At 72.0% G+C, this 25,818-nt stretch carries 18 protein-coding genes, 3 pseudogenes and 4 CRISPR repeat arrays; of the genes and pseudogenes, 12 read left to right on the top strand and 9 right to left on the bottom strand.

The annotated features are described in order from the left end of the window. The first annotated feature begins 515 nt into the window (after positions 1-515). Positions 516-1,769 (top strand): hypothetical protein, encoded by a 1,254-nt coding sequence (locus tag ACZ6MA_RS26370; protein WP_469436717.1) that lies wholly within the window; start codon positions 516-518, stop codon positions 1,767-1,769. Between the two features lie 117 nt (positions 1,770-1,886). After that, positions 1,887-2,051 carry a hypothetical protein gene (locus ACZ6MA_RS26375; RefSeq protein WP_466842265.1) on the top strand — a complete coding sequence of 55 codons (165 nt, stop codon included), beginning with the start codon at positions 1,887-1,889 and terminating at the stop codon, positions 2,049-2,051. 65 nt (positions 2,052-2,116) lie between these two features. On the opposite strand, the gene ACZ6MA_RS26380 is transcribed toward ACZ6MA_RS26375, so the two are convergent. Further along, complete coding sequence (locus ACZ6MA_RS26380; RefSeq protein ID WP_469436482.1) at positions 2,117-2,683, bottom strand: GNAT family N-acetyltransferase; 567 nt, start codon at positions 2,681-2,683, stop codon at positions 2,117-2,119. A 17-nt stretch (positions 2,684-2,700) separates the two neighbouring features. Beyond that, complete coding sequence (locus ACZ6MA_RS26385; RefSeq protein WP_469436484.1) at positions 2,701-3,705, bottom strand: hypothetical protein; 1,005 nt, start codon at positions 3,703-3,705, stop codon at positions 2,701-2,703. 640 nt (positions 3,706-4,345) lie between these two features. Between ACZ6MA_RS26385 and ACZ6MA_RS26390 the strand changes: the two genes are divergently transcribed. The 7 genes and pseudogenes from ACZ6MA_RS26390 to ACZ6MA_RS26420 form a co-directional block, all read left to right on the top strand. Continuing rightward, positions 4,346-4,666 carry a hypothetical protein gene (locus ACZ6MA_RS26390; protein WP_469436485.1) on the top strand — a complete coding sequence of 107 codons (321 nt, stop codon included), beginning with the start codon at positions 4,346-4,348 and terminating at the stop codon, positions 4,664-4,666. Continuing rightward, complete coding sequence (locus ACZ6MA_RS26395) at positions 4,663-4,842, top strand: hypothetical protein (RefSeq protein WP_469436486.1); 180 nt, start codon at positions 4,663-4,665, stop codon at positions 4,840-4,842. Before ACZ6MA_RS26390 ends, ACZ6MA_RS26395 begins: the two co-directional genes overlap by 4 nt. Before the next feature lie 100 nt (positions 4,843-4,942). After that, positions 4,943-5,089, top strand: coding sequence for a hypothetical protein (locus ACZ6MA_RS26400; protein ID WP_466842276.1), 147 nt, complete (start codon positions 4,943-4,945; stop codon positions 5,087-5,089). A 5-nt stretch (positions 5,090-5,094) separates the two neighbouring features. After that, positions 5,095-6,285, top strand: a complete 1,191-nt coding sequence (locus ACZ6MA_RS26405) for a cupin domain-containing protein (RefSeq protein WP_469436488.1) — start codon at positions 5,095-5,097, stop codon at positions 6,283-6,285. After that, on the top strand, positions 6,282-7,181 hold the full coding sequence (locus ACZ6MA_RS26410) for an aldo/keto reductase (RefSeq protein WP_466842280.1): 900 nt from the start codon (positions 6,282-6,284) through the stop codon (positions 7,179-7,181). The genes ACZ6MA_RS26405 and ACZ6MA_RS26410 overlap by 4 nt, the downstream gene beginning before the upstream one ends. Continuing rightward, the gene (locus ACZ6MA_RS26415) at positions 7,162-8,028 is read left to right on the top strand and encodes a hypothetical protein (protein ID WP_469436489.1); all 867 of its coding nucleotides are present in this window, start codon (positions 7,162-7,164) and stop codon (positions 8,026-8,028) included. The genes ACZ6MA_RS26410 and ACZ6MA_RS26415 overlap by 20 nt, the downstream gene beginning before the upstream one ends. Before the next feature lie 175 nt (positions 8,029-8,203). Beyond that, positions 8,204-9,686, top strand: a pseudogene (locus tag ACZ6MA_RS26420) (DUF4158 domain-containing protein); the annotation flags it as partial. Positions 9,687-11,137: 1,451 nt separating this feature from the next. Continuing rightward, a CRISPR array of direct repeats spans positions 11,138-11,716; the repeat unit is 29 nt; unit sequence GTCCGCTCCGCGCAGGCGGAGGTGAGCCG. 145 nt (positions 11,717-11,861) lie between these two features. Next, positions 11,862-12,622: direct repeats of the CRISPR family, unit length 29 nt. A gap of 256 nt (positions 12,623-12,878) precedes the next feature. Here the strand turns inward: ACZ6MA_RS26420 and ACZ6MA_RS26425 are convergent. The 7 genes from ACZ6MA_RS26425 to ACZ6MA_RS26455 form a co-directional block, all read right to left on the bottom strand. Beyond that, on the bottom strand, positions 12,879-14,765 hold the full coding sequence (locus ACZ6MA_RS26425; RefSeq protein WP_469436490.1) for an ATP-binding cassette domain-containing protein: 1,887 nt from the start codon (positions 14,763-14,765) through the stop codon (positions 12,879-12,881). A gap of 183 nt (positions 14,766-14,948) precedes the next feature. Then, complete coding sequence (locus ACZ6MA_RS26430) at positions 14,949-15,365, bottom strand: lasso peptide biosynthesis B2 protein (RefSeq protein WP_469436492.1); 417 nt, start codon at positions 15,363-15,365, stop codon at positions 14,949-14,951. Beyond that, on the bottom strand, positions 15,362-15,658 hold the full coding sequence (locus ACZ6MA_RS26435) for a PqqD family protein (protein WP_466842293.1): 297 nt from the start codon (positions 15,656-15,658) through the stop codon (positions 15,362-15,364). Before ACZ6MA_RS26435 ends, ACZ6MA_RS26430 begins: the two co-directional genes overlap by 4 nt. Continuing rightward, positions 15,652-17,394, bottom strand: coding sequence for an asparagine synthase-related protein (locus ACZ6MA_RS26440; RefSeq protein ID WP_469436493.1), 1,743 nt, complete (start codon positions 17,392-17,394; stop codon positions 15,652-15,654). Before ACZ6MA_RS26440 ends, ACZ6MA_RS26435 begins: the two co-directional genes overlap by 7 nt. 97 nt (positions 17,395-17,491) lie before the next feature. Then, a complete protein-coding gene (locus ACZ6MA_RS26445) occupies positions 17,492-17,662 on the bottom strand; it encodes a hypothetical protein (protein ID WP_466842297.1) in 171 nt (56 codons plus the stop codon). Positions 17,663-17,806: 144 nt separating this feature from the next. After that, positions 17,807-19,000, bottom strand: a complete 1,194-nt coding sequence (locus ACZ6MA_RS26450) for a M20 family metallopeptidase (RefSeq protein WP_469436494.1) — start codon at positions 18,998-19,000, stop codon at positions 17,807-17,809. A gap of 18 nt (positions 19,001-19,018) precedes the next feature. Next, on the bottom strand, positions 19,019-19,798 hold the full coding sequence (locus ACZ6MA_RS26455; RefSeq protein WP_469436496.1) for a helix-turn-helix domain-containing protein: 780 nt from the start codon (positions 19,796-19,798) through the stop codon (positions 19,019-19,021). Between the two features lie 514 nt (positions 19,799-20,312). Continuing rightward, a CRISPR array of direct repeats spans positions 20,313-20,952; the repeat unit is 29 nt; unit sequence GTCCGCTCCGCGCAGGCGGAGGTGAGCCG. A gap of 1,823 nt (positions 20,953-22,775) precedes the next feature. Beyond that, a CRISPR array of direct repeats spans positions 22,776-23,658; the repeat unit is 29 nt; unit sequence GTCCGCTCCGCGCAGGCGGAGGTGAGCCG. A 24-nt stretch (positions 23,659-23,682) separates the two neighbouring features. Between ACZ6MA_RS26455 and ACZ6MA_RS26460 the strand changes: the two genes are divergently transcribed. From ACZ6MA_RS26460 to ACZ6MA_RS26470, 3 genes and pseudogenes are all read left to right on the top strand, one after another. Beyond that, positions 23,683-24,465 carry an aminoglycoside adenylyltransferase family protein gene (locus tag ACZ6MA_RS26460; protein ID WP_469436497.1) on the top strand — a complete coding sequence of 261 codons (783 nt, stop codon included), beginning with the start codon at positions 23,683-23,685 and terminating at the stop codon, positions 24,463-24,465. Positions 24,466-24,530: 65 nt separating this feature from the next. Beyond that, a pseudogene (locus ACZ6MA_RS26465) lies at positions 24,531-24,797 on the top strand (recombinase family protein); the annotation flags it as partial. Between the two features lie 116 nt (positions 24,798-24,913). Continuing rightward, positions 24,914-25,045: pseudogene (locus ACZ6MA_RS26470) on the top strand (recombinase family protein); the annotation flags it as partial. Positions 25,046-25,818 lie beyond the last annotated feature (773 nt).

Raw genomic sequence — 25,818 nt, forward strand, 5'->3', positions numbered from 1 at the left:
CGGCGCCGAGCACCGCTACGCCCTGTCCGGCGGCGCGGAACTCAACCTCGCCGTCGGCGACCTGATCCGCGTACGACAGAACGACTACCGCTCGCGCAGGGGCGAGGGGCCCGACGTCCTCAACGGCTACCGCGCCGTGGTCACCGCCATCGACGACGCCCACCGCGTCGAGATCACCTGGCGCGACAAGAAGACCAGCGAGACCGTCTCCGCCTGGTACGAGCCGAAGGCGATCAGCTCCGGCGCGCTCTCCCTCGGCTATGCCATGACCGTCGCCGCCAGCCAGGGCCTCACCAGCGAGGTCAGCCTGCTCTACGGGTTCGGCTCCAACGCGTTCGCGACCTACCCCGGCAATCACCCGCGGACGCACCGAGAATCACCTGTGGCTGCCGCTGGAGGCCATCGAGGACGAGGAAACCCAGGCCCGCCTCGGCGCTGCCCGCTCCGAGACCGAACGCCTGCAGCGCGCCGTCACCGCGTTCGCCCGCTTCCTCGGGCAGGACCGCGGCGACTCGATGATCTCGGACCTGCTGCGCGAGCCGCCCGAGCCCGCCTACGTGCCCGCCTACGTGCCCGCGCAGACGGTCCGGGAAGACGAAGCCCGGGCCCGTGCCCGCGAAGAGAGCGAGGCGGCTCTACGCCGGGCCCGGGAGGCGACGACCGTCTCCCCCGCCCGGGCCCGCGCGGCGTACGAACAGGCGCAGCAGCTCGCCGTCGAGGCCCACGAGAGCACCGGCACCGACCGTGGTGCCGATGCGCCGGCGGTGAGCCTGGAGCTCGCCAACGAGGACGAGGCCCGTACAAAGCGTCTGACGGAGAACCGGCGCCTGCACGAGATGGCCGCCGTGGAGTCCTGGAAGCGCCGCCCGTTCGGCAGGCAGTCGGACACCGATCTGGCCCGCAGGATTGGCCTGTGCTTCAAGGCCGCCGAAGACGGCGACCGGTACGCGGCCGAGAAGGAGAGGGAGGCCCGAGTCATCGAGGAGCGTCTCGCCGCAGAGAAGGAGGCCGGGCAGACCCGAGGGCAGGCGTACGTCGCCAACGCCGCCGCCGTGCTGGACCAGGCCGAGGTCCAGGCGAGAAAGGCCGCCGAGGAGAACACCAAGGCCCTCAACGCGCGCACCGCCGCCGAGCAGAAGGACGAACACCTGCGCAAGTACCTGGAGCCCAGGCAGAGGGCGGGCTTCATCGAGCGGCGTCGCCTCGGCTTCACCGTCAAGCAGCTGGAGGCCGACATCAGCGCCGTGACCGCCGAGCGAGCGGCGCTGTGGACGGAGGCGAACCGGGCCGAGAACGCCGCCCGCGACCACCGGCTTGAGGCGTGGAAGCTGGTGAGCGAGAGCAACCTCGCCGGGCAGTTCCGCGACCTCGGCGCCGACAAGCCCGCCCCGAAGGAGCTCGACGTCGTCACCGAGAGGCCGGCCACGATGCGCGAGCGGCTGCCCGACTTCGAGCAGCGCCTGGACCGCCGCGACGCCCAGACACTGGCCCGCCTGCACGGTGAGGCCGCCAAGTTCCAGCAGGCGGCCGACAGCAGCCGCGCCACCGTGGCGGCCGGGCAGGCCGAACAGGTCCTACGCAAGACGATCGCCACGAAATACCCCGAGCTCCACGACGTCGAGACCAAGGCCCGCCGGTCGCACATCGTCGAGCAGAGGCGCGCGGCCGCCGAGCAGTCCCGGGCCCGGGCGCAGGAGTCGGCCAGCTACCACGCCAGCCGCCCTCACGAGGCCGTGGAGGGCCGTCCATGGGCCGGTAAGACCTGTTAGGTCCAACAGCCCCAACAGGGCGTGAGCAGGCGTGGAGAGGCCCCCGGCGGCACTCGGTGCAGGGTCAGCTCGGCGAACAGCCGGGCGGCAGCCGTCGTCCTCGGGGAGCCGGTCTGCGTGGACGCGCACGCCGGGAAGGCCGACGGCCACCTGCCCGGTGCCCGGCGGCACCAGGACGTACAGCTGGTCGCGCAGATGGTCGGCAAGTACCGGATAGCCCCAGCGCGGGCCCACCCGCATAGCGACGAGCGCGTCCCTGACCCGGCCGGGGTGCTGACCTGATCAGCGCCGGGTTGACCCCGTTAGACCCAACGGGGTCAACCCAGTGGGTGCAGCGCGCTGGCCTGTCAGTGGCCTCGGTCGTCGACGTGCAGGAGTAGCAGGTCGAATTCGGGGCCGCCGGGTTCGTTGCGGTACGGGCCTGCGTACTCGTAGCCGAGTCGGGCGTAGAGGCCTTTGCCGCGGTTGTTGGAGGGGAGGGCGAGGAGGGAGGACCAGCGGGGGTTGATGGTCTTGAGGAGTGCCGCGTGGAGCAGGGAGCCGATTCCCTGGGACTGCCACGGCGGTCGGACCGCTAGCTCGCACAGGCCCATCAGCCGTTCGGTGCGGGCGCCTTCGGGGACCTGGTCGAGGAGGTCGGGGCCGAACCAGTAGGTGGCTGAGCAGGGGAAGGCGTAGGCGAAGCCGACGGCGGTGCCGCCCGCGTAGGCGGCGACGAGGGTGAAGCCGGGGTGGGCGAGGTGGCCGTTGATCTGCCGGTGGAGTGCGGGCACGGACAGGCCTGCGGTGGTGGCTCCGGGGGTGTCGACGAGTTCGGGGTGGGCGTCGGCCCAGATGTCGGCGATCAGGTCGAGCAGGGGTGGGACCTGGCCGGGGCCGTAGGTGCGGATCACCACGTCCGTGCGGGTGCTCAAGGTTGCCGTCTCCTCCTTTAGCTGGCGCTGGCGGTGGTGCGGTACTCCTCCAGCCAGTCGGCGACCGCGGGGACGCGGTCGTGTCGCTGGAGTGCGCTTTCGATGTTGTGCAGGGACTGCAGCAGGCGGTCGGAGCGCACCTCGGGGAGGTACGCGAGGACGCGTCCGGCGGCCTCGGCGGCTGCCTCGGGCTCCGGCTGGTCCCTGACCGCATGTTGGATGGCGACGTCTGCGGTGTACAGGGCGCGGTTTCTGGCGAAGGAGTTGCCGTGCAGGAGGACTGCCTGTTCGGCGCCGGTGGCGGCGCGTTCGTGCTGGCCGAGGTCGGCGCGGGCGAGGGCTTCGAGGCCGGCCAGCTCGCCGGGGGTGAAGAACTCCAGCCATGCCGGGTCGGCTTCTTCGCGCGGGCCCTTGGCGTAGAGGTGGTGGGCTCGCACGATGGCCCGGTCGGTGGCGGCGGTATCGCCCATGAGGGCCCAGCCGCTGGCCTCGCGCATCGCGAACAGGCTCAGCATGCGCGGCGAGCCGTAGGTGCGGACCGCGCTCTGCGCGCCCTGGGCGGCGGAGATGGCCTCGCGGGGGCGTCCTGAGGACTTGGCGAGGAGGGAGAGGCAGCCGAAGGCGTGTGCTTCCAGGGCGGGGTCGTCGGCGATTCGGGCGGCGGCCAGGGCCTCGCCGTACAGGGAGCGGGCGTCGGCGGCGCGGCCGGAGTCGTAGGACAGCCACCCGGCGGCGATCGAGAGGTGGCCGGTTGCCGAGCGGAGCTTCTTGCCGGTCTTCTCGGTGTAGGTCCCGTCCTGGAGCCACTGGTAGGCGGTGTGCAGGGCGGTGGCGGCGTCCCGGCGCAGGGCGGCGGAGCCGTGGTCGTGGTCGTGGGCGTAGAGGGTGGTGACGGCCTGGTCGACGGCGCGCACGGCGCGGATCCCGATCCGGCCGGGCGCGGTCGCCGGGCCGGGTGCGGGGAGGGTGAGGGAGAGGACGGCGCCCGTACCGTCGGCCAGGAACTCACGGCGGTTGTGCACCGGTGCCTCCTGGTCCGGCTCGTACGGTCCGTCGGCCGGCTGTACGGGCCTTGCTGGCGTGGTGGGGCGGAATCCCAGCTCCTGATGGTCCGCCCGGTCACCCTTGTCAGGATGCGCCGGTACACCGGCTGGGGGCACCCCACGTCCCCGTCCTCCCAGGCCGCGATGAGCCGGGCGGAGCAGGAGACGCCCTCGCCCATCTCCTGGCCCGTGGTGTTGATCAGCGCGGCGAACTCGTGGCGGCTCATCTGGACGCGGTCTTCGCGCACGGCGCGCAGCTGGGTGTTGGGGGGATTGCGGCGGTCAGCCATGTCGGGCTCCGGACGGAATCCGCGGACGGGTGCGGTGACCGTACCGCTCCCGCCCCTCAATTGCCCCGGCGTTGGCCATGGTTCACCCGCCGCTTCGGTTTTGCATCGGTCTTTCATCGGCCTGGCATCGCTCCCCCCGCCCCGTCGCTGGTTCTTTGGAGGGGCAGGTCAGGACGACGAGTGCGGGGAGGCCTCCGGTGTCGAAAGCGTCGGGCAGGGGTTGGGTTGCGCTGGCGGCACCGGATGCCCGTAAGCGCCGGTCGTGGGCCAGAGCTCATGACCAGTGCCGGTGGGAGGCGTGCGGGGTGCGGTGGGACGCGGTGGCCGTCATGCCGATGACGGTGGGGCTGGAGGCCCTGGACCGCATGCGGCTGGACCCCCAAAGCGGCCACCCGGTACTGGCGGACCACCTCCATGGCGAGCTGTACGTCCTGGTGCCGTCCCGCACCTTTCCCCGGGTCGAGGTGCCGGGGGTGCGGGTGCTCTCCTCGGGGATCCACCTGGTGCTGCCCCGCACCGCCGATGGCTCGGAAACAGCCGACTGGCTCTCCGCACCGCGAGGAGAGTGCCCCCCGCTGGTCCGGGCGGACCGGCTCGCCAGACACCTCCAGGCGCTCCTCGACGATCGCCGGGAGGTGGCTGCCCGATGACCGCCGACCACGACGCCGGGATCTCCTGGCACCCCGTGCGGGCCGCGCTCACGCTCGTGGTCCTCGGCCTGGCCGGGCCCGGCGTAGTGCTGCACCAGCAGGCCGGCGAATTCCTCGACCGCACCGACGAACCGCTCCCGGCCGCGATGCCGGACACCGCCCTCGACGGCTCGTAGACCGCTTTGCACCGGGAGCCCCATCAACTCCCCGTCCTCCGCCGGAGGGCGGGGTCACCCAAGGGGCGCGCACGCTCGTCCCACCCTTTTGGAGGATGCAGTGGCCAACCACACCACACCCACGCCCGCCGAGCCCAGCTCGGGCCTGCTTATCGCCGCGCGGCGGATCACCGCGGCCCGCACCCGGGCCGACCAGCCGTCGGACAGCACCGGCGGCAAGTCCGACTCGAACGACACCGGTTCCTGATCCCGATGACCGACACGCCCTTGTGGGCGGAGCGTCTGGGCGGGGAGACCTTCCTCGCCCAGACGCTTTCCCGCTCCCACCACGTATCCCGCGGCCCCGACGGGGCCTTCGACTCGCTGCTGAGCTGGGACGCGCTGAACACGATCCTGGCCACGCACCGGCTCGCACCGCCCCGGCTGCGGCTGTCCGCCGGCGGGGACGCCCTGCCTCCCGAGCGGTACGCGATGCCGGTCACCAACCGGCGGGGCTCCTCCTGGCACCGCATCCTGCCCGCCGACGTCCACACCCGTCTCTCGGAAGGGGCTTCCCTGGTCCTGGACTCCGCCGAGGAGATCCACCCGCCCATCACCGCGGCAGCACACAGCCTGGAGCGGTTCGTACGGACCTCCGTCCAGGTCAATGCCTACGCCTCCTGGACACCCACCGAGGGCTTCGGCACCCACTGGGACGACCACGACGTGGTCGTCGCCCAGATCGACGGCGCCAAGCGGTGGCGCCTGTACGGGCCCACGCGTCCCTCCCCCGACTGGCGCGACGTCGAGTTCCCCCCGGAGCCGAACGGAGACCCGGTCGAGGAGGTGGTGCTGACCTCCGGTGACCTGCTCTACGTGCCCCGCGGCTGCTGGCACGCGGTCACCGCCGACCAGGGCACCCCCTCACTGCACCTGTCGTTCGGGCTGACGGGACCGCGCACTGGAGCCGACCTCCTGGGCTGGATCGTCGACCAGCTGCGCACCCGCCTCACCGTGCGCCAGGACGTCCCCCGCTTCGCCCCCGCCCACGACCAGACCGCCTACACCGAGGAGCTGCGCAAGGAACTGCTGGCCGAACTGGACCGGCCCGGCCTCGTCGGGCGGTGGGCGGCATCGGTGGACACCACCCACCCCGGACACCCCCGCACCTCCCTGCCGTACATCACCGGCGTGCCGGCGGACCCGGGCGTCGTCGTCCGGCTGACCTGCCCCCGCGCCCACCTCGATACCGGCCCGGACGGGACGGTGGTGCTGGCCGGTGCCGGAACCGCGTGGGAGTTCGCCGCTGCGGCGCGGCCGGTGCTGCAGGCCCTGATGCCCGGCCGGCCGGTCGCGCTCGGCTACCTCGCCGAGCAGGCCGCACTGCCGGTCGCAGACGTGGCCCAGATCGCCACGGCCCTCGTGCAAGGCCAGGCCGCCGCCGTCACCGGGACCGGCCGGTGAGCGCGGCCCTGGGCCTGGGGACGTACCGGGTGCGCGCCGTCGAGGAGGCGGCGCGCACCGCGTGCGCGGCCGGCGCGGCGTGGGTGGACACCGCGCCCAACTACCAGGACGGCCGCGCCCACCCCCTGCTCCGGCAGGTGATCGCCGACTTCCCCGCAGTGAAGGTCTCGACGAAGACGGGGTTCTTCACCCCCTCCCAGGGGCGGGAGGCGGTAGCGGCCGGGGTGCTCGGCGAGGACCAGGCCGCCGTGGGGCACAGCCTCGACCCTGGCTTCGTCCGGTGGCAGGCCGAACGGTCGGTGGAGGAACTCGGGCGCGCGGACGTGGTCTTCGTCCACAACCCCGAGCAGGCCGACCGGCACCGCCCCGGCATACACACCCGGCTCCGGGCTGCGTTCGCCGTGCTCGAAGACCTCACCCGTGCGGGCCGGATCGGCGGGTACGGGGTGGCGACCTGGTCCGGGCTCGACCACGCGGTGTTCACCGTGCGGGAGCTGCTCGGGCTCGCCCGGCAGGCCGCGGGGGCGGGGCGGCACCATCTCGTGGCGTTGCAGCAGCCGGTGAGCCTGGTCATGGACCGCCCGATCCGCCACGCCCTCGACGGCCGGGGCACCCTCGTCCAGGCCCGCGCCGCCGGACTGACCACGTTCGGCTCGGCCCCGCTCCACGGCGGCGACCTCCTGGGCCTGGTGACGCCGGAACTGGTCGACCTGATCCGGCCCGGGATCTCGGCGGCCGCCGCCTGCCTGCTGGCCGCCGCGTCAACCCCGGGCCTGGACGTCGTCCTCCTCTCCGCCAGCACCCCCACGAACTGGGCCGAGGCCACCGCCGCGCTCGCTCTACCGTTGGACGCCCGACGACTCAGGGAGATCACCGATGTATGCGCCACCCGATGACGGCACACGGGCCCGGATGGAGGCCGCGCTCAACGAAGCCGCCCGGCGCCTCGGCGTCGAGACGGCCCGGCCGCTCGCCTGGGGATGGCTCGGCTGCACCATCGGCGCCCGCGCCGGCGAGGACCGGTGGCTGCGGGTCGACTCCGGCAAAGCCGGCCGACCGCAGCGCGCACCGGGCGAGGGAACCACCGGCGCCGAGCAGCTGGTCCCCGGCGAAGTGCCGCGCCCCCGCCTGCACGCCGTCACCACGTGGACGGCCGACGGCTACACCTACGAAGCCGAACTGAGCGACCTGGTCACCACACCCGTCGTCTCCCCCCACCGGTGCGACCTCGTCACCGACCCGGGCCTGCCCGATCAGTGGTGGACAGACCTCCGCCACGCCCTCGACACGCTGGGCAAGACCGAAGGGGCGATGCGGGTCACGGTCCGCGACAGCTGGGCGGCACGGGCCTTCCCGCACTTCCTCGGCATCCCCGGGCCGTCGGAGATCGAGCGCACCACCGGCCACGGCGACCTGCAATGGGCGAACATCACCGGCCACCCGCTGACGATCCTGGACTGGGAACGCTGGGGGCGGATCCCGGTCGGCTTCGACGCGGGCACCCTGCACGCCGCCAGCCTCGCCGTCCCCACCGTCGCCGCCCGCATCCACGATGCCTTCGCCGACGTCCTCGACACCGACGCCGGCCGCGTCGGGGAGCTGTGCGCGCTCGCCGAGATGCTCCAGGCCGTCGCCCGCGGCTGGTACCCCCACCTCGCCCAACCACTCGCCGACCGGGCCGAACACCTCACCGGGGTACGCCCGCCGCATCAGCCTGCCCCAGACCTTCCGCGCGCCGCGTAACACTGCGCTCCGGTCCGTCGTTGACCGGAGCGGGAGCACATCCGGCCTCGGGGAACATCGGTACAGCGGTTATCGGTGAGAACGATCATGGCCGTCTAGCACAGTGATCCACTGCGCCGCTGGGGTTCGGCGAAACGCCTCCGGGCCCGGTCCGGGGCTGGCTACGGTCCGGTTCGTGCCGGTGGAATTTCTGAGCGATGAGCAGGCCGAGGCGTACGGTACGTTCGCCGAGGAGCCGACGAGGCCCGAGCTGGAGCGGTTCTTCTTCCTGGACGACGTGGACCGGGACCTGATCGCCTTGCGGCGGACGGAGCATCACCGGCTCGGGTTCGCGCTCCAGATGTGCACGGTGCGGTACGTCGGGCTGTTCCTGGAGGACCCGCTCGCGGCCCCTTGGCCGGTGGTCGAGCACCTGGCCGTGCAGCTCGGCATCGAGGACCCGTCCGTGGTCAAGCGGTACACGGAGCGGCGCCAGACGCTGTACGACCACGCGTGGGAGATCCGGGACGCCTACGGCTACCACCCCTACGAGGACGCCGAGTGGGGCCGGCGGTTCCGTACGTTCCTGCACGGGCGGGCGTGGACGCACGCCGAGGGACCGAAGGCGCTGTTCGACCACGCGGTGGGCTGGCTGCGCCGTCACCGGGTCCTGCTGCCCGGGGTGTCGGTGCTGGCCCGGCAGGTGTCGGAGGCGCGGCAAGTCGCGGAGAAGCGCCTGCACGCCACGGTCGCGGGCGCCGCCCGCCGCGCGGACCCGGCGCTGCCCGGGGACCTGGTGGCGACGCTGAAGACGCCGGAGGGCTCACGGTTCTCGGAGCTGGAGCGGCTGCGCCGGCCACCGACGCGGACGACGGGCACGGCGTTCGCCCGCGCGCTGGAGCGGGTGGACGAGATCGGCGCGTACCGGCTCGGGCGGCTGAGGCTGTCGCAGATCCCGCCGAACCGGATGGCGACGCTGGCCCGGTACGCGCTGGGCTCGAAGGCGCCCCTGCTGGAGCGGGCGGCGGAGCCCAAGCGCACGGCGATGCTCACCGCGGTGATGCGGCACCTGGAGGCGAAGGCGATCGACGAGGCCCTGGACCTGTTCCAGGTCCTCATGGCCACCCGGCTGCTGAACACGGCGAAGCGCAAGACGGAGAAGGAGCGGCTGTCCACGCTGCCGCAGTTGGAGAAGGCGTCACGGGTGCTCGCGCGGGCGGCGAAGGTGCTATTCGAAGAACTGGAGCTGGTCGAGGAGCAGGCGACGGACCTAGACGTGGCCGCGCTCTGGGCAGCCGTAGAGGAAGTCGCCCCCCCACGCCGCCGTGATGACCGCGGCGGCCACCGTGGTCTCGCTGGTGCCCGAGGACGAGAACTCGGCCGAGGTCGCCATGCGGGCCGCGCTCACGAACCGGTACGCCACGGTCCGTCCGTTCCTCGCGTTGCTGGGTGAGTCGAAGGCCCTGGACGCGGCGAGTGCCGGGAAGCGGGTCCTGGCCGGGGTGCGCGGCCTACCGGCGCTGGCCCGGCGGAAGGTGGGCGTCAAGCCGCTGTTGCCGCGCGAGGTGGACGACAAGCTCGTGCCGCCCACGTGGCGCAAGGCGGTGTACGCCAACCCCGATCTGCCGCAGGGCGCGGTGGACCGGGACGCGTACGTGGTGTGCGTGCTGGAACAGCTAGGCGGAGGTGAGCCTCCGTCAGCCCTTGTCAGTGCTGGGATTTACCCGTCCGCTCCGCGCAGGCGGAGGTGAGCCCGAGGGAGCAGACCTGGATCTGGCTGCTGATGCGTCCGCTCCGCGCAGGCGGAGGTGAGCCGGCCCGCGACGCGATGGTCCGTCCGATCCTGTCGTGCTCTCCGCGCGAGCGGAGGTGAGCCCAGAATGGCAACACTGTTCGCGCCGAGTGACCGGTGCTCTCCGCGCGAGCGGAGGTGAGTCGTCGACCATGGACTCCAAGGGCGGCATCGACCCGTCCGCCCCGCGCAGGCGGAGGTGAGCCGACGATCACGGAACCGCTGTCAGCCAGTCGGGCGTCCGCTCCGCGCAGGCGGAGGTGAGCCGAACGCCGCCTCGCCCCCGTCCCCGCCGGCGGCGTCCGCTCCGCGCAGGCGGAGGTGAGCCGGCCGCCCGCAGCGGCGCGGGGCCCCTGCCAACGTCCGCTCCGCGCAGGCGGAGGTGAGCCACTCGCGCGCGCGGTGTCAGTGGCGCACGCCACGTCCGCTCCGCGCAGGCGGAGGTGAGCCGGCCACCCTCAGGCGAGGTGAGCCAGCCGGCAAGCGCTCTGACCAGATCCTCCAGGCCTGGTCTCCGCGTGCGATCGAATGGGCGCAGCGCCCAGTTCTTTGAATCACGAATAGGCAAAGCCCTTCCAACACCCCAGGTCGCGAAGGGGTCCGCTCCGCGCAGGCGGAGGTGAGCCGGCGTTGCCCCCGCCCCGGGGCGAGTGCCGGCAGTGCTCTCCGCGCAGGCGGAGGTGAGCCGTGGCACGTGATTCCATGCGGCACTTCCACCACGTGCTCTCCGCGCAGGCGGAGGTGAGCCGGTGATCGGCTCCGACGAGTCGCTGCACATGGTGTGCTCTCCGCGCAGGCGGAGGTGAGCCGGCCCGCGACGCGATGGTCCGTCCGATCCTGTCGTGCTCTCCGCGCGAGCGGAGGTGAGCCGGAGGTGGTCGCACTGTATGGGACCGACTGTGGGCCCGCTCCGCGCAGGCGGAGGTGAGCCGGAGCGCAAGGCCCTCACGGAGGCCGTTAAGGCGTGCTCTCCGCGCGAGCGGAGGTGAGCCGACGTCGACGGCGCCCTGGACGACCCAGCGCAGGTCCGCTCCGCGCAGGCGGAGGTGAGCCGAAGGGGGCGACGACGGAGGACCGCGCTCGGCTGTGCTCTCCGCGCGAGCGGAGGTGGGCCGAGGCTGGCCACAGCCGCGCCGAGCCAAACGGAGGGGACCGGGCGGCCTGGCCTCCGACGAGGGGGACGCCAGGACGCTTGCCCAGTCCTCGTCCTGCCAGCGCTCCCGGTCCGGAACTGCTGAACAGCCGTCAAGGGGTCGTCGATCAGATTCAATGGGCACAGAGCCACGTTCCTTGAATCACGAATAGGCAAAGCCCCTCAAACTCCCCAGGTCGCGAAGGGTCCGCTCCGCGCAGGCGGAGGTGAGCCGGACGGCCAGGTCGAGGGCGCGGCCGGTGACCTGTCCGCTCCGCGCAGGCGGAGGTGAGCCGGAGTTGTTGCCCACGGAGGCGGTGTTGAAGTCGTCCGCTCCGCGCAGGCGGAGGTGAGCCGATGTTCCACATGTGCTCGCCCGGCCGGGGCTCGTCCGCTCCGCGCAGGCGGAGGTGAGCCGCCGCTCTGCCCGGTCCAGGCGACGACCATCGGGTCCGCTCCGCGCAGGCGGAGGTGAGCCGGCCGAGATCGAGATGTTCGACTCGCTGCGCTCGTCCGCTCCGCGCAGGCGAAGGTGAGCCGTGATCTACGCGGCCGTTACCGGGCAGACTGACGTCCGCTCCGCGCAGGCGGAGGTGAGCCGCTGGTTCTAGGTCTGACATGTGTCCAGCCGCTGTCCGCTCCGCGCAGGCGGAGGTGAGCCGAGGACCGCCGGCGCTGTCTGGCCCGGGAGGAGGTCCGCTCCGCGCAGGCGGAGGTGAGCCGTCCCACTCCCAGACGTCGCTGAACTCGTAGCCGTCCGCTCCGCGCAGGCGGAGGTGAGCTGGCCACCCTCAGGCGAGGTGAGGCAGCCGGCAAGCGCTCTGACCAGATGCTCCAGGCCTGGTCTCCGCGTGCGATTGAATGGGCGCAGCGCCCAGTTCTTTGAATCACGAATAGGCAAAGCCCTTCCAACGTCGCAGGTCGCGAAGGGTGCTCTCCGCGCGAGCGGAGGTGAGCCGATTTCCGCGTCTTAGCAGGTCAGAGCCGGTCTGTGCTCTCCGCGCGAGCGGAGGTGAGCCGTCGGGGTCAGTGCGGCGCTTGAGCACAACGGCGTGCTCTCCGCGCGAGCGGAGGTGAGCCGGGCGAGGAAGGCGAAGACGGCAGCAAGCAGTGGTGCTCTCCGCGCGAGCGGAGGTGAGCCGTAGAGGCAGGGGACATTCGACTGGATTGCCAAGTGCTCTCCGCGCGAGCGGAGGTGAGCCGTCGGCGTCGCGCTGCCGGTCGATCCTCTCGTGGTGCTCTCCGCGCGAGCGGAGGTGAGCCGGGTCCGAGGCGGGCCCGGTAACGAGGGGAGCGGTGCTCTCCGCGCGAGCGGAGGTGAGCCGTGCCGGACCCCCTCGCGGACGGCCAGCGCCTCGTGCTCTCCGCGCGAGCGGAGGTGAGCCGTACCAGATCAAGATCGGTGACACGGGAGCGGAGTGCTCTCCGCGCGAGCGGAGGTGAGCCGCTGAGAACGGCGGCCGTCTGCCTGAGGCTTGAGTGCTCTCCGCGCGAGCGGAGGTGAGCCGAGGCGGACGGGGGATACCTGGCTGCCTGCCCGGTGCTCTCCGCGCGAGCGGAGGTGAGCCGCCGCGCTGGCAGCGCCCCCTTGCCGCTACGGTGTGCTCTCCGCGCGAGCGGAGGTGAGCCGGAACCGCGCCGGCACGGTTGCGACGGGTGACGGTGCTCTCCGCGCGAGCGGAGGTGAGCCCAGCGGGAGCAGCTGCGCCGCTTCGTCTCCCACTGGCGCCCCACGGGGTGATCTCGACGCCTCATTGCCGCCCACGCACAGCGTGGGTACGGGCGGGACGCCGCCGCAAGGCCCGAGCGGGCAAGGTTCCTCGAACGGGCCACCAGCCGCCCCCGACAGGGTGGCTAGGTGACCGGACGTAGCCCGGTTCAGCGTCACAGCAGCCGTTTCCAGTACCTGGGTTTGCTCAACGCCTGGTGTACGGGCGAGCGCCCCGGTCAGTCCCTGTCTTCCTGCAACTTCAGCATCTCGAAAAAGCCCCCTGCCTGACTGATCAACTCGTCGTACGTACCCGTTTCGGAGACGCGGCCCTGGTCGAGCACAACGATCCGGTCGGCGAGGCGGGTGTTGGCCAGACGATGGGTGATGAATACGGTCGCTCGCCCGGCGGCGAGGGCCTTGAGTCGGGTGTAAATGCGGTGCTCGGCGCGGGCGTCGAGGGCGGCGGTCGGCTCGTCCATCACCAGTACAGGGGCGTCGCGGTGAAAGGCGCGGGCGACCGCGATGCGCTGCCACTGCCCGCCGGACAGGTCGTGTCCGCCCCACCAGGAGCGGGCCAGTGAGGTGTCCAGCCCCCGTGGCAATGCGGTGATGACGCTGTCGGCGCCCGCCGCCTCGGCGGCGGCATGCACGGCTGTGTCGCCTTCGGGGCGGGGCTGGCCGAGGGTGATGTTCTCGCGGGCGGCCAGCGGCCAGCGCGTGTAGTCCTGCGGCACAAGCGCCACCTTCGACAGCACCCCGGCCGGGTCGGCGTCCGCCAGGTCCACCCCGTCCCATCGCACCGAGCCCGTCGTGGGGAGGAACAGGCCGGTCAGTACGCGGGCGAGGGTGGTCTTGCCGGCGCCGTTCTCGCCGACCAGCGCGATGACCTCGCCGCGTTTGAGGTCCAGGTTGATGCCGTCGAGCGCGGGGGCGTCTGCGCCGGGGTAGGTGAAGGAGACGGCCGTGGCGGTGATCACCTGCGGTCCGTCCTCGGCGACCGGGGCCGAACCGCGTCGAGTCGTCCACGGCTTGGCCACGGTCAGGAAGCGAGTCCAGTCGTCCAGCGACAGGGAGGTGCGAAACAGCCGGGCCCCTGCCCGGACCGTCGTCGCGAGTGCGGCACCGGAGGTCCGTACGGCCAGGGCGGCGGTTCCCGCCGCGGCCAACTCCATGCGGCCGGTGGCCACGAGCAGGACGAGCACGCCCCAGGTCGCGGCGGTGCCGACGGCGGTGAGCGCGTCGCCGATGCCCTGCACCACCAGGGCCTGCCTCGTCGCCCGCAGCTGCTCGGCCTCCAGGCGGCCGGAGACGATGCGGTACTGGCGGATGAGGAACCCGGCCATGGTGCCCGCGCGGACCTCATCGGCGGTGTTCCGCTCCGTGGTGTACGAGCGGAACACGTTCCGCAGGCGGGAGTCGGCCAGGTTGCGGTGGCGGGCCGCGTGCTCGATCCGGGCCCCGCGCACCGCTCCCCAGGCACATGGGACGACCGAGGCGATCAGCAGGGGCAGCATCACCGGGTGCAGCACGGTGACCATGGTCGCCGCGGCAGCGAGCTGGGCGGCGGCGGAGGTCAGCAGCTGGGCGTCGAGAATGAGGTCGCCGGTCTTCTCCACGCCGTCGGTGGCGGCGGCATGAGCGTCCTCGAAGTCCGGGTCCTCGTATGCGGCCAGCTCGGCGGCGGTGGCGGCGGTGATGACCTCAAGGTCTGCTTCGCGTACGGCCTTCGGAGCGAGCCGGGCAGCGGACGCACGGGCGGCGGCATCCAGCAGGTAGCGGCCGGATGCCGCGAGGCCGAGCACCACCAGCGCGGTCAGGTTGCCGCGCAGCCCGGCGGCGATGTCGTCTCCGGTGAACATGGCGGACAGCACGCGTGTGGTGGCCGCCAGCGCGGTCGCGGTGAGCGCGGCGGCGCCGAGCTGGCAGGCGAGCAGGGCCACCACCGCGCGGCGATCGGTGCGCCAGCCGAGACGGGCCGCCTGGGCAAGGGTGGCTGGCAGACGACGCGCTATCGCGGTGGTGGACAGGCTGACACTCGCCTCGAAGTGCCGGTCGGAGGCCAGGCGCATGACCGGCGGCTGGCCCGCCGCGGCAGCGGGCGAAGAGGGTACGGAAGAACTCACGCACCCCATGAGGAAGCCGGACCAGGCGGGAAGGCAACGGGATTGTTCCGCACACTGCGCATCGGCCCTGGTCGCCCCACCTGCCTGTCAGCCGCACCACCTGGTTTTCACTCGTTCGAGTGAGGTCGTGATCCGGGGCGGGGAAGCTCGGGCCGGCCCCGGATCACGGCAGCCCGGTGCCGTCTACGGCACGGTCATCACTGGCATCCAGGGCCGGTCGACGGCGTCGCCGATGTCGCGTCCGACCGCGCCTTCGGGTACCTCGGCCCAGGCATGTGCGGCGTCGGGCAGGAAGCGGGCGCCGAGCGCCCAACGGGCCTGGCGGCCGGTGAGGGCAGCGGCGATGACGGTGGCGAGACTGACCTCCATGCACGCGATCCGGCCCGGCAACCAGGAGGGAATCACCGCCTGTACGGCCGTGTAGAGGGCTTCGAGGCGGGCGAGGCGCACGTACGGCAGCCCGCGCAGCAGCCGCACGGCGGCGATCTGCCAGCGCAGCGGGCACTGGCTCGTGGCCAGGGAGAGGGCGAGCGCGACGGCGGCCACCAGCCGGTCACGCGCCGGGGCAGTGGGCCGGGTGGCGGGGACCATGACCGTCATCGGCGCCACCACCTCCTTCGGACACGCCTGGGGCGGTCGGTATCGACCAGGACGCCGACGGCCACCAGCTCGTCGACGAACGCGGCGATCTGGCCACTGACCTGCTGCGGGTCCTGGCCGGCGGGGATGGCGATCTCGTCGGCGAGCCCAGGTGTGCCGCCGCGGACGGTGATGGCGTGCCAGATGCGGGAGGCGTCCGTATCGAGCATCAGCCACGCTCCGCGCCGGACGTCGAGCACCGCCGTGCCGTGCTGGGAGGCGGCGTGATGGATGTGCGGTGCAGGGGTCAGCATGCCGCCTCCAGCTCGCTGGCCTGGCCGGTCAGCCACCAGCACGTCACGATCAGCTGATGCAGATCGGCGATCACCGTGACGCTCTGCCCCCGGGCCGCCTGCGCGAGCGCGGACCGTACGGCCCCAGGGTCGACGAGCCCGCCCTCCGCGAGCGGGCTGGAGGCGACCAGCTCGTCGAGCCGGCCCTGGTGACGGGCGAGTCCAGCGATCCGCTGGGCGGTGAACGAGCCCTTCGAGCGGCGGGAAGTCAGCCAGTCGGGCAAGTGCGGCAGCGACTCGCGTAGCAGCGGCTTGTAGGCCACCAGCCCCCGCCGGGCCAGGGCCGGGACGGCGAACGCGGCGCGGACGACCTGGTTGTCCAGGTACGGATACACCGGCCGGATGCCGAGGGCGTGCCCGTACGGGATCCAGCCGCGGGCACAGGCGCCCACCGACCGGAGCGCGGCCCACTGGTCGAACTCGTCGGCATTCGAAGGCTGCTGGTCGCGGGCGGCCTGCCGCAGCAGGGCGGCAACCTGGTGGCGGCCATAGCCGGTGAGCCAGGACGCGCCTGCTCCAAGACGGCACCACGACCAGCCGGCCTGGGCGGCCTGGGGCGTGGCAGGCCCGCGCTCCAGGGCCTCGGCGGCACGTTCGAGGGCGCCGGCCCGGCCGAGGGCGGCGGCGTCTTTGAGGGCCTTCCAGTACGGGCCGGGTGCGGTGTTGCGGAGCCGGGCGAACGCCACGACCTGGCGGTGGGCCTCGCGCCGCCGGCCGTCTTGGAGGAGGCGGACCCAGCAGGAGCTGGAGGCGTCCAGCGCGATGTCCCCGCCGTGTCCGGTCAGGTGCAGCGGCAGGGCGCGCACCGGGTCCAGGTAGCAGGCGTCCATCGCGAACATGGCCGCCGCCAGCACCGGCTCTGCTGCGGCCGGCTGCCCGGCTGGGAAGCCGAACGGCAGCTGCTCGTCGCCTCCGGTGGCCACCGAGTGCCGGGCACCGGTGTGCTCGGCGATGCGGGCGGCGTACGCCATGTCCTCGCCGCTGGTGTAGCCGTCGGTGTAGGTGACCGCGTGCACCGGCCCGGCGTCGGCCGCGAGGACGACAGCCGCCGAGGAGTCCAGCCCGCCGGACAGGTCCGCCCCCACCACGCCATCGGCTGCGCGGACGCGGTACTGGACGGCGTCGGTGAGCACCTGCCCGAACCGGTCTGCGCCTTCCCGGAGCTCATCCACGGGCTTCACGCCGGTGATGTCGATGAGCTGCGGCGGTGCCCCGGGCGCGAGCAGCAGCCCGAACCCGCCGGGCACCAGGCGGATCTGTTCGTACAGGCTGCGGTGGGGCCAGTGGTGCTCGCCCACGGTCAGCCGGGCCGCCAGATGCGGCAGATCCGGCACCAGCGGGCGCCCCAGGAGGCTGGCCTCGCTCGCCCACGCCGTCTCCTTGCCGCGCAGCGTGTGGTAGACGGCCCGCAGGCCGGCCAGGTCACCGCACACGAACCGCTGCCGCCCGTTGTCGGCAACCACCCAGTACGAGCCCAGCCACCGCGTGAGTTCGACCCACCGGCCCGCCCGCACGGCCGGAAGGGCGTCCATCAGCTCCTGCTCGGTGAGCAAGAGGTCGCCCACGACGGCGAGGGCGACCGACCCCTCGGAGACCGTCCGCACCCGCGCACCCGCGGCCCGGCGGACGTCGCCGAGCCCTTCGACTTCCGTCCCGTTCACGGCGGCGGTGCCGCCGCTGATCCACTCCCGTTCCATCTGTACGCCTCCCCTTGATCAGCCCTGTGGCGCGCCCGGGGGCCGGCCGTACGACGGCCGGCCCCCGGGGTGCTCGGTTTAAGGTCCTTCGGGCTTCTCAGCCCTCGAAGTAGTTGTCCTTGTCCGAGTCGTTGAACGTCTGGCGGCCCAGGGTGAGGGCGGCCACCGGGTGGGTGCTGATCTGCGGCGCGAAGCCGCTGGTGCTCGGTGCCGCGGCGGGCTTGTCCTGGACGGCGGGCTTGGTGGTGACGGTGGTCTGCTCGGCCATGACCGGTTCCCTTGTCATCGGTGGATGTGGAGGTGGTGCTTGGTGCTGTCTCCATGTCACCGCGTTCGAAGGTCCGTTCCCAGAGACGGAGATGGGTACTTGCTGGGAGTGGATCTGGGAGAAAACTGGGACGCGCTTGGGAGGTCAGCCCGCCTGGAGAAGGTCCAGGACGGTCTGGTGGTAGACGGCGTACACCGTGGGGAGTTCGGCGAGGTGGGCACGTTCGTCGATGCCGTGCAGCCCCTCATACGGCACCCCGAAGCCGGCGGTGGCCGGGATGCCCTCCCCGGCGAGCAGGTTGCCGATGTTCGACGGGCCCGCGGTCTTCGCCCTCACCGCAAGTCCCGCCCATGCGGCGGCGCCCAGCAAGGCGGCGGCGGGCTGCTCGTCCTCGCGGAGCCGGAAGGGCGGCCACGTGGCGACTGTGGTGACCTCGGTCGGGCACGGGGTGGGCAGCTCCGCGTCGAGTTCGGCGACGGCCTTGCGGATGAGGGTCTCGGCGTCGTGGGCGTCGAAGCCGGGGGTCGTGCGCACGTCGACGTTCAGGTCGCACCGGTCGGGGGTGACCGAGAAGCCCTGGCCGCCGTGGAAGGAGGTCACCGACAGCTTCGGCGGCAGCGGGAACCCCGAGCCGCCGTCCACGCCCGGCAGTTCGGCCGCGTCGAGGAGGCGTACGAGGTGGGCGGCCCGGGTGATCGCGCCGACCACGGTCTTGCTGGACCCGGAGTGCCCGGAGGGGGCGTGCACGGCGATGGTGGCCCGCCACAGGCCCCGGCCGCCGACGACGACGTCGCCCAGCCCGGGGTAGCCGATCATCACCCCGGCCGGGCGGGCCGCGGCCTCATCGGCGAGGTAGGCGCGGGCACCGCCGAAGCCGCCCGTGTGCTCGTCCACGTCCAGGAGCACGGCAAGCCCGCCGTGCAGATCAGAGGCGCGGGGCAGCAGGTCGGCGGCGATGTGGCAGAACGCCGCCGCGGCGAGCTTGGAGTCAGCCGAGCCACGGCCGCGCAGCCAGCCGTCCACGATGTCGCCGGAGGCCGGTGGGAAGGACCAGGCGGTCTCGTCTCCGTACGGGGCGGTGTCCACGCACGCGTCCAGCGTCCACCACGGCCCCGGCCGGCCGCCGGGGATCTCCACCAGCAACCCCACCAGTTCGCCCGCCTCGTCGTGCAGACGCCGGTGCGGCACGGTGCGGGCGGCGAGCCAGTCCTCCAGCACGGTAAGGACGGGCTCGTAATCGTCGATCCCGCCCCGGCTCGGCCGACGGATCAGCTCCTGGGCCAGCTCGACCACGGACCCCGTACGGGCCTGGGCGGCCTCCTGAAGGCTCTCGCTCACGTCTCTCCCCACCACGTGTCAGTTGTGCCGTACGGGCAGCGCGCGGACGGCTTCGATCGTCTCCACCGGCCGCGCGGACGCGCACGCCTCCCGCCCATGGTGGACCAGCCCTACAGCCGCCTCACGACCGAGTAAGACGCCGCAGTCGAAACCCTCGGCCCCGTGGAAGCTGGGCAGCGGCACGACGGCCTGTGTCTCGGAGGCGACGAAGAAGCGTTCCAGCGCCTCTGTGGGTTCGACGAGCCCGATGTGCAGCGTCTTCACGCCGTTGCGGCGCGCGGACGGATCGCGCAACTCCAGGAGCCGTACCAGGTGGTCGGCCAGCGCCCGGTGCCGCGGCGGCCCGTACAGCACCCGGTAGTGGACCAGGTCCGGGTGCTGGGCTACGGCGGTCTCGATCGCCGCCAGATACGCCTTCTCCCTGCTCCGGGAGCCGGTGACGACCAGCTGCTCACGCGCCCCGGCTGCGACGTCGACCATCGCCTCGACCAGGTCCGTCCAGCGGGTGAGCACCTTGACCACCACGGCGGTGCCGGAGGACTCCAGCACACTGGTGGCTGGACCGTCCTGATGAGCGAACAGCACCTCCGGGCGTTCGCGGTACAGCTGGCACAACCCGGCCCGGTTCCGTTTGCCCGTACGGCGCCGCCCGGACTCCCACGCGCTGAGCAGGCTCGCGTCCGTCGCCCCGCCGGTGATCGCGTTCAGGGCGTCGGCGGCCTCCTCCAGCGTCATGTTCCGCGCCACCCGGGCCCGCTTGAGCGCCGAATCCGCATCTCTGGCCGCGGCCACGGACACCGCCCCCTCCCCATCCGCCGGCATGTACCCGCAGTCTTCCCTGCGCGCTGGCGGTTCAGAAGGCCCTCACAGGCCACGGCCATACGCCGCGTCACTGTCAGAAACAACCCTTTGCCCCGAGTCCGCTCCGCGCAGGCGGAGGTGAGCCGCCCCGCACCATGGCGGGGCCTTCGGTTCGTCAGTGCTCTCCGCGCGAGCGGAGGTGCGTCGGTCGCCGTCATCACGCCCACCGGCCTGGCCTCGTGCTCTCCGCGCGGGCGGAGGTGAGCCGGGGGGGCGCAGCTCAAGGGAAACTCGCAGGAAGCCTCTTCGCGCAAACGGAGGGGAACGGGCGGCCTGGCCTCCGGCGAGGGGGACGCCAGGACGTTTACCCAGTCCTCGTCCTGCCAGCGCTCCTGCTCCGGAACCACTGAATAGCCTCCATGAGGCAAGCGATCAGGTTCAATGGGCGCAGAAGCCCGTTCCTCGAAGTCACGAATTGGCAAAGCCCCTCAAACACCCCAGGTCGCGAAGGGCCCGCTCCGCGCAGGCGGAGGTGAGCCGGAACACGCGACCCGGCTCTACGCCGTCCTGGTGTCCGCTCCGCGCAGGCGGAGGTGAGCCGGCGACGGCGTCCACGTAGACGCTCAGGGGCCGGTCCGCTCCGCGCAGGCGGAGGTGAGCCGGAGACGCAGGGGTACGTGGCATCGATCATGGAGTCCGCTCCGCGCAGGCGGAGGTGAGCCGGTGAGGGAGGCGGTGGAGACCGCCGTCACCGCGTCCGCTCCGCGCAGGCGGAGGTGAGCCGCGTCTCCCGCTCGCCCTCGGTGCCGTGCAGGGGTCCGCTCCGCGCAGGCGGAGGTGAGCCGTGCGAAGTCCCCGAGTTCGTCCAGGACCAGGCGTCCGCTCCGCGCAGGCGGAGGTGAGCCGGACAACTCGGGCTTCTACAACCCGGGCAGCACGTCCGCTCCGCGCAGGCGGAGGTGAGCCGCCCGCAACTTCGCGAAGACCGCGAGGGTCGGCGTCCGCTCCGCGCAGGCGGAGGTGAGCCGAGAACGGTGCGCACGGTGCGTTCGACGCCGAAGTCCGCTCCGCGCAGGCGGAGGTGAGCCGCCGAAGCCCGAATGCCCGGACGCAGTGGATTTGTCCGCTCCGCGCAGGCGGAGGTGAGCCGGGCAAGAAGGCCGACGGAGGGGAACGGGCGTCCTGGCCTCCGGCGAAGGGGCCCCGGGACACTTGCCCAGTTCTCGTTTTGCCAGCGCTCCTGCTCCGGAACGACTGAACCGCCGCCACAAGGCCGTCAATCAGATTCAATGGGCGCAGAAGCCCGTTCCTTGAAGTCACGAATTGGCAAAGCCCCTCAAACACCCCAGGTCGCGAAGGGTCCGCTCCGCGCAGGCGGAGGTGAGCCGCCGTGGTGGCGTCCACGCCGGGCCAGGTCGGCGTCCGCTCCGCGCAGGCGGAGGTGAGCCGCACGTCTACGCCAGGGCCCGCAGGTGGGCGCAGTGCTCTCCGCGCGAGCGGAGGTGAGCCGGGGCATTCCCGGTTCGGGCGGTCGTAGACCACGTGCTCTCCGCGCGAGCGGAGGTGAGCCGCACGAGCCCGACCCCGCGATCCCGCCGCTGGAGTGCTCTCCGCGCAGGCGGAGGTGAGCCGCGCTGACGGGTCAGAGGTTGCGGAGGTAGGCCGTGCTCTCCGCGCAGGCGGAGGTGAGCCGGTGTCGGGGCTCACCACCCACACCGCGCGGTCGTGCTCTCCGCGCAGGCGGAGGTGAGCCGTCGCACAGGGTCTTCGTCGGAAGCCCAGGCCCGTGCTCTCCGCGCAGGCGGAGGTGAGCCGGTGACGTGCTCGCCCTGTTCCCATTCGAGCTGGTCCGGTCCGCGCAGGCGAAGGTGAGCCGGAGATCCTGTCCCTGCTGGTCTACCTCGCGCGGTCCGCTCCGCGCAGGCGAGGTGAGCCGTCGTCCGAGTGCACCAGCACGGCCAGCACCCCGTCCGCTCCGCGCAGGCGGAGGTGAGCCGCTCACCCGTGCCCGCGTACAGGGCGTCGGCCCGTCCGCTCCGCGCAGGCGGAGGTGAGCCCGCCTACGCGGGCCCGTACAGGTCGCTGGGTCAGTGCTCTCCGCGCGAGCGGAGGTGAGCCGCGCCAGCGGCGCCCGCGGATCCTGACTGAGGAGTCCGCTCCGCGCGAGCGGATGTACGCCATATCCCTTGGGCCTGCGAGGAATGATCAGGCCGTGCTCTCCGCGCGGGCGGAGGTGAGCCGCCGGTGGGCTCCAAGGGCGGCATCGACCCGTCCGCTCCGCTCAGGCGGAGGTGAGCCGTTGCGGCTGCCAGGGCAAGCGCGGAGCACTGGGGTGCCGTCGGCCTGGTCGGCGATAGTGGTTACCAGGAGGATCGGTCGGCTGTTGTCTGGCCACCGCTCCTGCTCTGGAACAAATGAACAGCCACCATGAGGCAAGGGATCAGATTCAATGGACGTAGAGCCTGCTCCTTGAAGTCATGAATCGGCAAAGCCCCCACAACGCCCCAGGTCGCGAAGGGGTGCTCTCCGCGCGAGCGGAGGTGAGCCGAGCCCGGTGTTGAGGTCCTCCGTGCTGGTCGCGTGCTCTCCGCGCGAGCGGAGGTGAGCCGTCCGCGTCACCCACCGGCGGTTGATCAGGGTGGTGCTCTCCGCGCGAGCGGAGGTGAGCCGTCTGTCATTGTTGATCTTTTCTGCGGATACTCGTGCTCTCCGCGCGAGCAGAGGTGAGCCCGGGGGCCGCAGCTCAAGGGAAACCCGCAGGAAGCCTCTTCACGCCAACGGAAGGGAACGGGCGGCCTGGCCTCCGGCGAGGGGGACGCCAGGACGCTAGCCCAGTCCTCGTCCTGCCAGCGCTCCCGGTCCGGAACCACTGAACAGCCGCCATGAGGCAAGCGATCAGGTTCAATGGGCGCAGAAGCCCGTTCCTTGAAGTCACGCATTGGCAAGGCCCCCACAACGCCCCAGGTCGCGAAGGGTCCGCTCCGCGCAGGCGGAGGTGAGCCGGACTTGTGAGCCTGTGTGCGCTATACCTTGACGTCCGCTCCGCGCAGGCGGAGGTGAGCCACGCGCGCGGGTTTCAACCACTATGCCGGCCGTGTCCGCTCCGCGCAGGCGGAGGTGAGCCGGCATGGACGCCGGTGCAGAACCACGACGGCTAGTCCGCTCCGCGCAGGCGGAGGTGAGCCGCTGCGGGGAACAGTTCCAGTTGCTCGACCGCCGTCCGCTCCGCGCAGGCGGAGGTGAGCCGGCGCACACGGCGCACGTGGTCCCGGCCGGGATGTCCGCTCCGCGCAGGCGGAGGTGAGCCGGACAAGGCGTCCCCGGTCCTGGTGTTCACCCGGTCCGCTCCGCGCAGGCGGAGGTGAGCCGCTTCTCCGTCTGCTGACACTCCAACGGATCGAGTCCGCTCCGCGCAGGCGGAGGTGAGCCGTGTGCTGAAAGCGCCACCTCTACGTCTCGTCAGTCCGCTCCGCGCAGGCGGAGGTGAGCCGGCCCGCACCGGACGGTGCGGGCCTTCGTGGGGGTCCGCTCCGCGCAGGCGGAGGTGAGCCGATGCTCGGGATGGAGCGCCTGTTTCAGGTGCTGTCCGCTCCGCGCAGGCGGAGGTGAGCCGCGTTCAGCAGGCGCGTTTCGACGCTGCTTCCTGTCCGCTCCGCGCAGGCGGAGGTGAGCCGATGACCTCCGGGCCGTCTCCCCATCGGGCCTGGTCCGCTCCGCGCAGGCGGAGGTGAGCCGGTCATTCCGCGAACCCTGTTCGGTCAGCTACTGTCCGCTCCGCGCAGGCGGAGGTGAGCTGGTGCCGGACTGGACACCTGACGGCTTGTTGATGTCCGCTCCGCGCAGGCGGAGGTTTGCCGCCTGAGGTCGTATCCGACACTGGTGTGGTGGATCAGCTTGAGCAGACCGTTGGACTCGTCCGCGACGTCGTGGGACCAGAGCTCCTGGGAACGTACCTCCACGGCTCCGCCGTGCTCGGGGGCCTCGCCCCGGCCAGCGACCTTGACGTCCTGGCCGTCACCCGGCGCAGTCTCGACGAGCCGACGCGGCGTGCGCTTACCCAGGGCCTGCTTGCAATCTCCGGCCTCTCTTCCACTGTGCGGCCGATCGAACTCACCGTCGTCGTCCAGTCCCAGGTCCGCCCCTGGCGGTTCCCGCCGACCGGAGACTTCCTCTACGGCGAATGGCTGCGCGACGAACTCCAGACTGGCGAGCCGCCGCAGCCCGGCCCCATGCCGGACCTGGCCCTGGTCCTCACCGTAACTCTGTCAGGCAACCATCCCCTGACCGGGCCGCCTCCCGCCAAGCTCCTCGACCCGGTACCGCATGCCGACCTCGTCCGGGCGAGTGTCGCGGGCATCCCCGAACTCCTGGCCGAACTGGACGACGACACCCGCAACGTCCTGCTTACCCTCGCCCGCATCTGGACCACCCTCGCCACCGGCGAGATCAAGACCAAGGACGAAGCCGCCAGCTGGGCCCTTGCCCACCTTCCTCCGGAACACCGCCCCGCCCTGGAACACGCACGGAAGCTGTACCTCACCTGCCACTACCAGGACGAGGTCTGGAGCGACAGGGTGAAGGCCCAGGTTCGCCCGCTCATAGACGAGGTGCTCACCCGGATCGACCGCCTGCACCGACGGGATGAGTACCCGGTCCCACGATAGGCAGAGCGATCAGTGTCGGAAAACGAAGGCACCCTCAAGTGATCAACGCACTGCTGCGGCACGGGGTGGAGCGGAACGACATCCATGTCGACACTGCGAGTGGCGCGAAGGCGTCCCGTCCGAAGCTCGACCTCGTGCTGCAGCTGCTGCGGCCCGGCGACACCTTGAAGATCACCCGGCTTGACCGCCTCTCCCGCTCCGTCCTCCACCTCGTCACCCTCGGCGCCGACCTGCGCGAGCGAGGCATCGGGCTGCACGTGATTGAGCAGGGCATCGAGGCCTCCACGGTGGAGGGCCGGGCCTTGTTCGGAATGCTGTCAGTACTGGCAGAGTTCCAGCGCGAGCTCATCGTGGCGAACACGCTGGACGGCCTCGCCGCCGCGGGCGCAAGGGCGGTCGGCGCCCCAGCCTCACCGAGGACCAGGCCGCGCTCGCCCAGCAGCTTTACGACGCGCGGGAGAAGACTGTTCAGCAGATCGCCGACCTGTTCGGGGTACCCCGTTCCACGGTCTACGGCCACCTCGACCGCGAGAAGACCGTGCCCCGGCAGCCCAAAGGCACCGCGCCTGCGAAGCCCTGACCGCTACCTTGCGGCTGGGGTCAGAGATAGGACTCCGGGGCCATCTGGGGCGTACGGCCTGAGTCGAGCCGAGAGGCGATCTGGTTGGTGCACTCGGCTGGTGACAAGGTTTGTTGGCGGTAGGGGACGGGAAAGTGTGCGCACGGACAGGCGGCGGATCCAGACGGCGGTGCTCGGCAGGGCAGACTTGGATGAGCCGTTGATGCTGCCGATGGAAGCGATCGAGCTGGATGCGTTCCGTCGCCGCTGTGTCCGCTCCGCGCAGGCGGGGGTATGCCGTTTCGGACCGCCAGGGCGTGCGCAGAGCGCAGGGGTGCCGTCGGCCTCGTCTGCGAAAGTGGTTGCCAGGAAATGACCGTCAGGCTGACCTCTGGCCAGCGCTCCTGCTCCGGAACTACTGAACAGCCGCCAAGGGGTCGTCGATCAGATTCAATGGGCACAGAGCCACGTTCCTTGAATCACGAATAGGCAAAGCCCCCACAACACCCCCGGTCGCAAAGGGTCCGCTCCGCGCAGGCGGAGGTGAGCCGGGCCTCCGGGTGGACAAAGGTACGTCCCCTCGGTGCTCTCCGCGCGAGCGGAGGTGAGCCCGGGGGCCGCAGCTCAAGGGAAACTCGCAGGAAGCCTCTTCGCGCCAACGGAGGGGAACGGGCGGCCTGGCCTCCGGCGAGGGGGGCGCCAGGACGCTTGCCAGTTCTCGTCCTGGCAGCGCTCCTGCTCCGGAACCACTGAATAGCCGCCATGAGGCAAGCGATGAGGTCCAATGGGCGCAG

It is taken from the genome of Streptomyces sp. NPDC042259 (assembly GCF_055582085.1).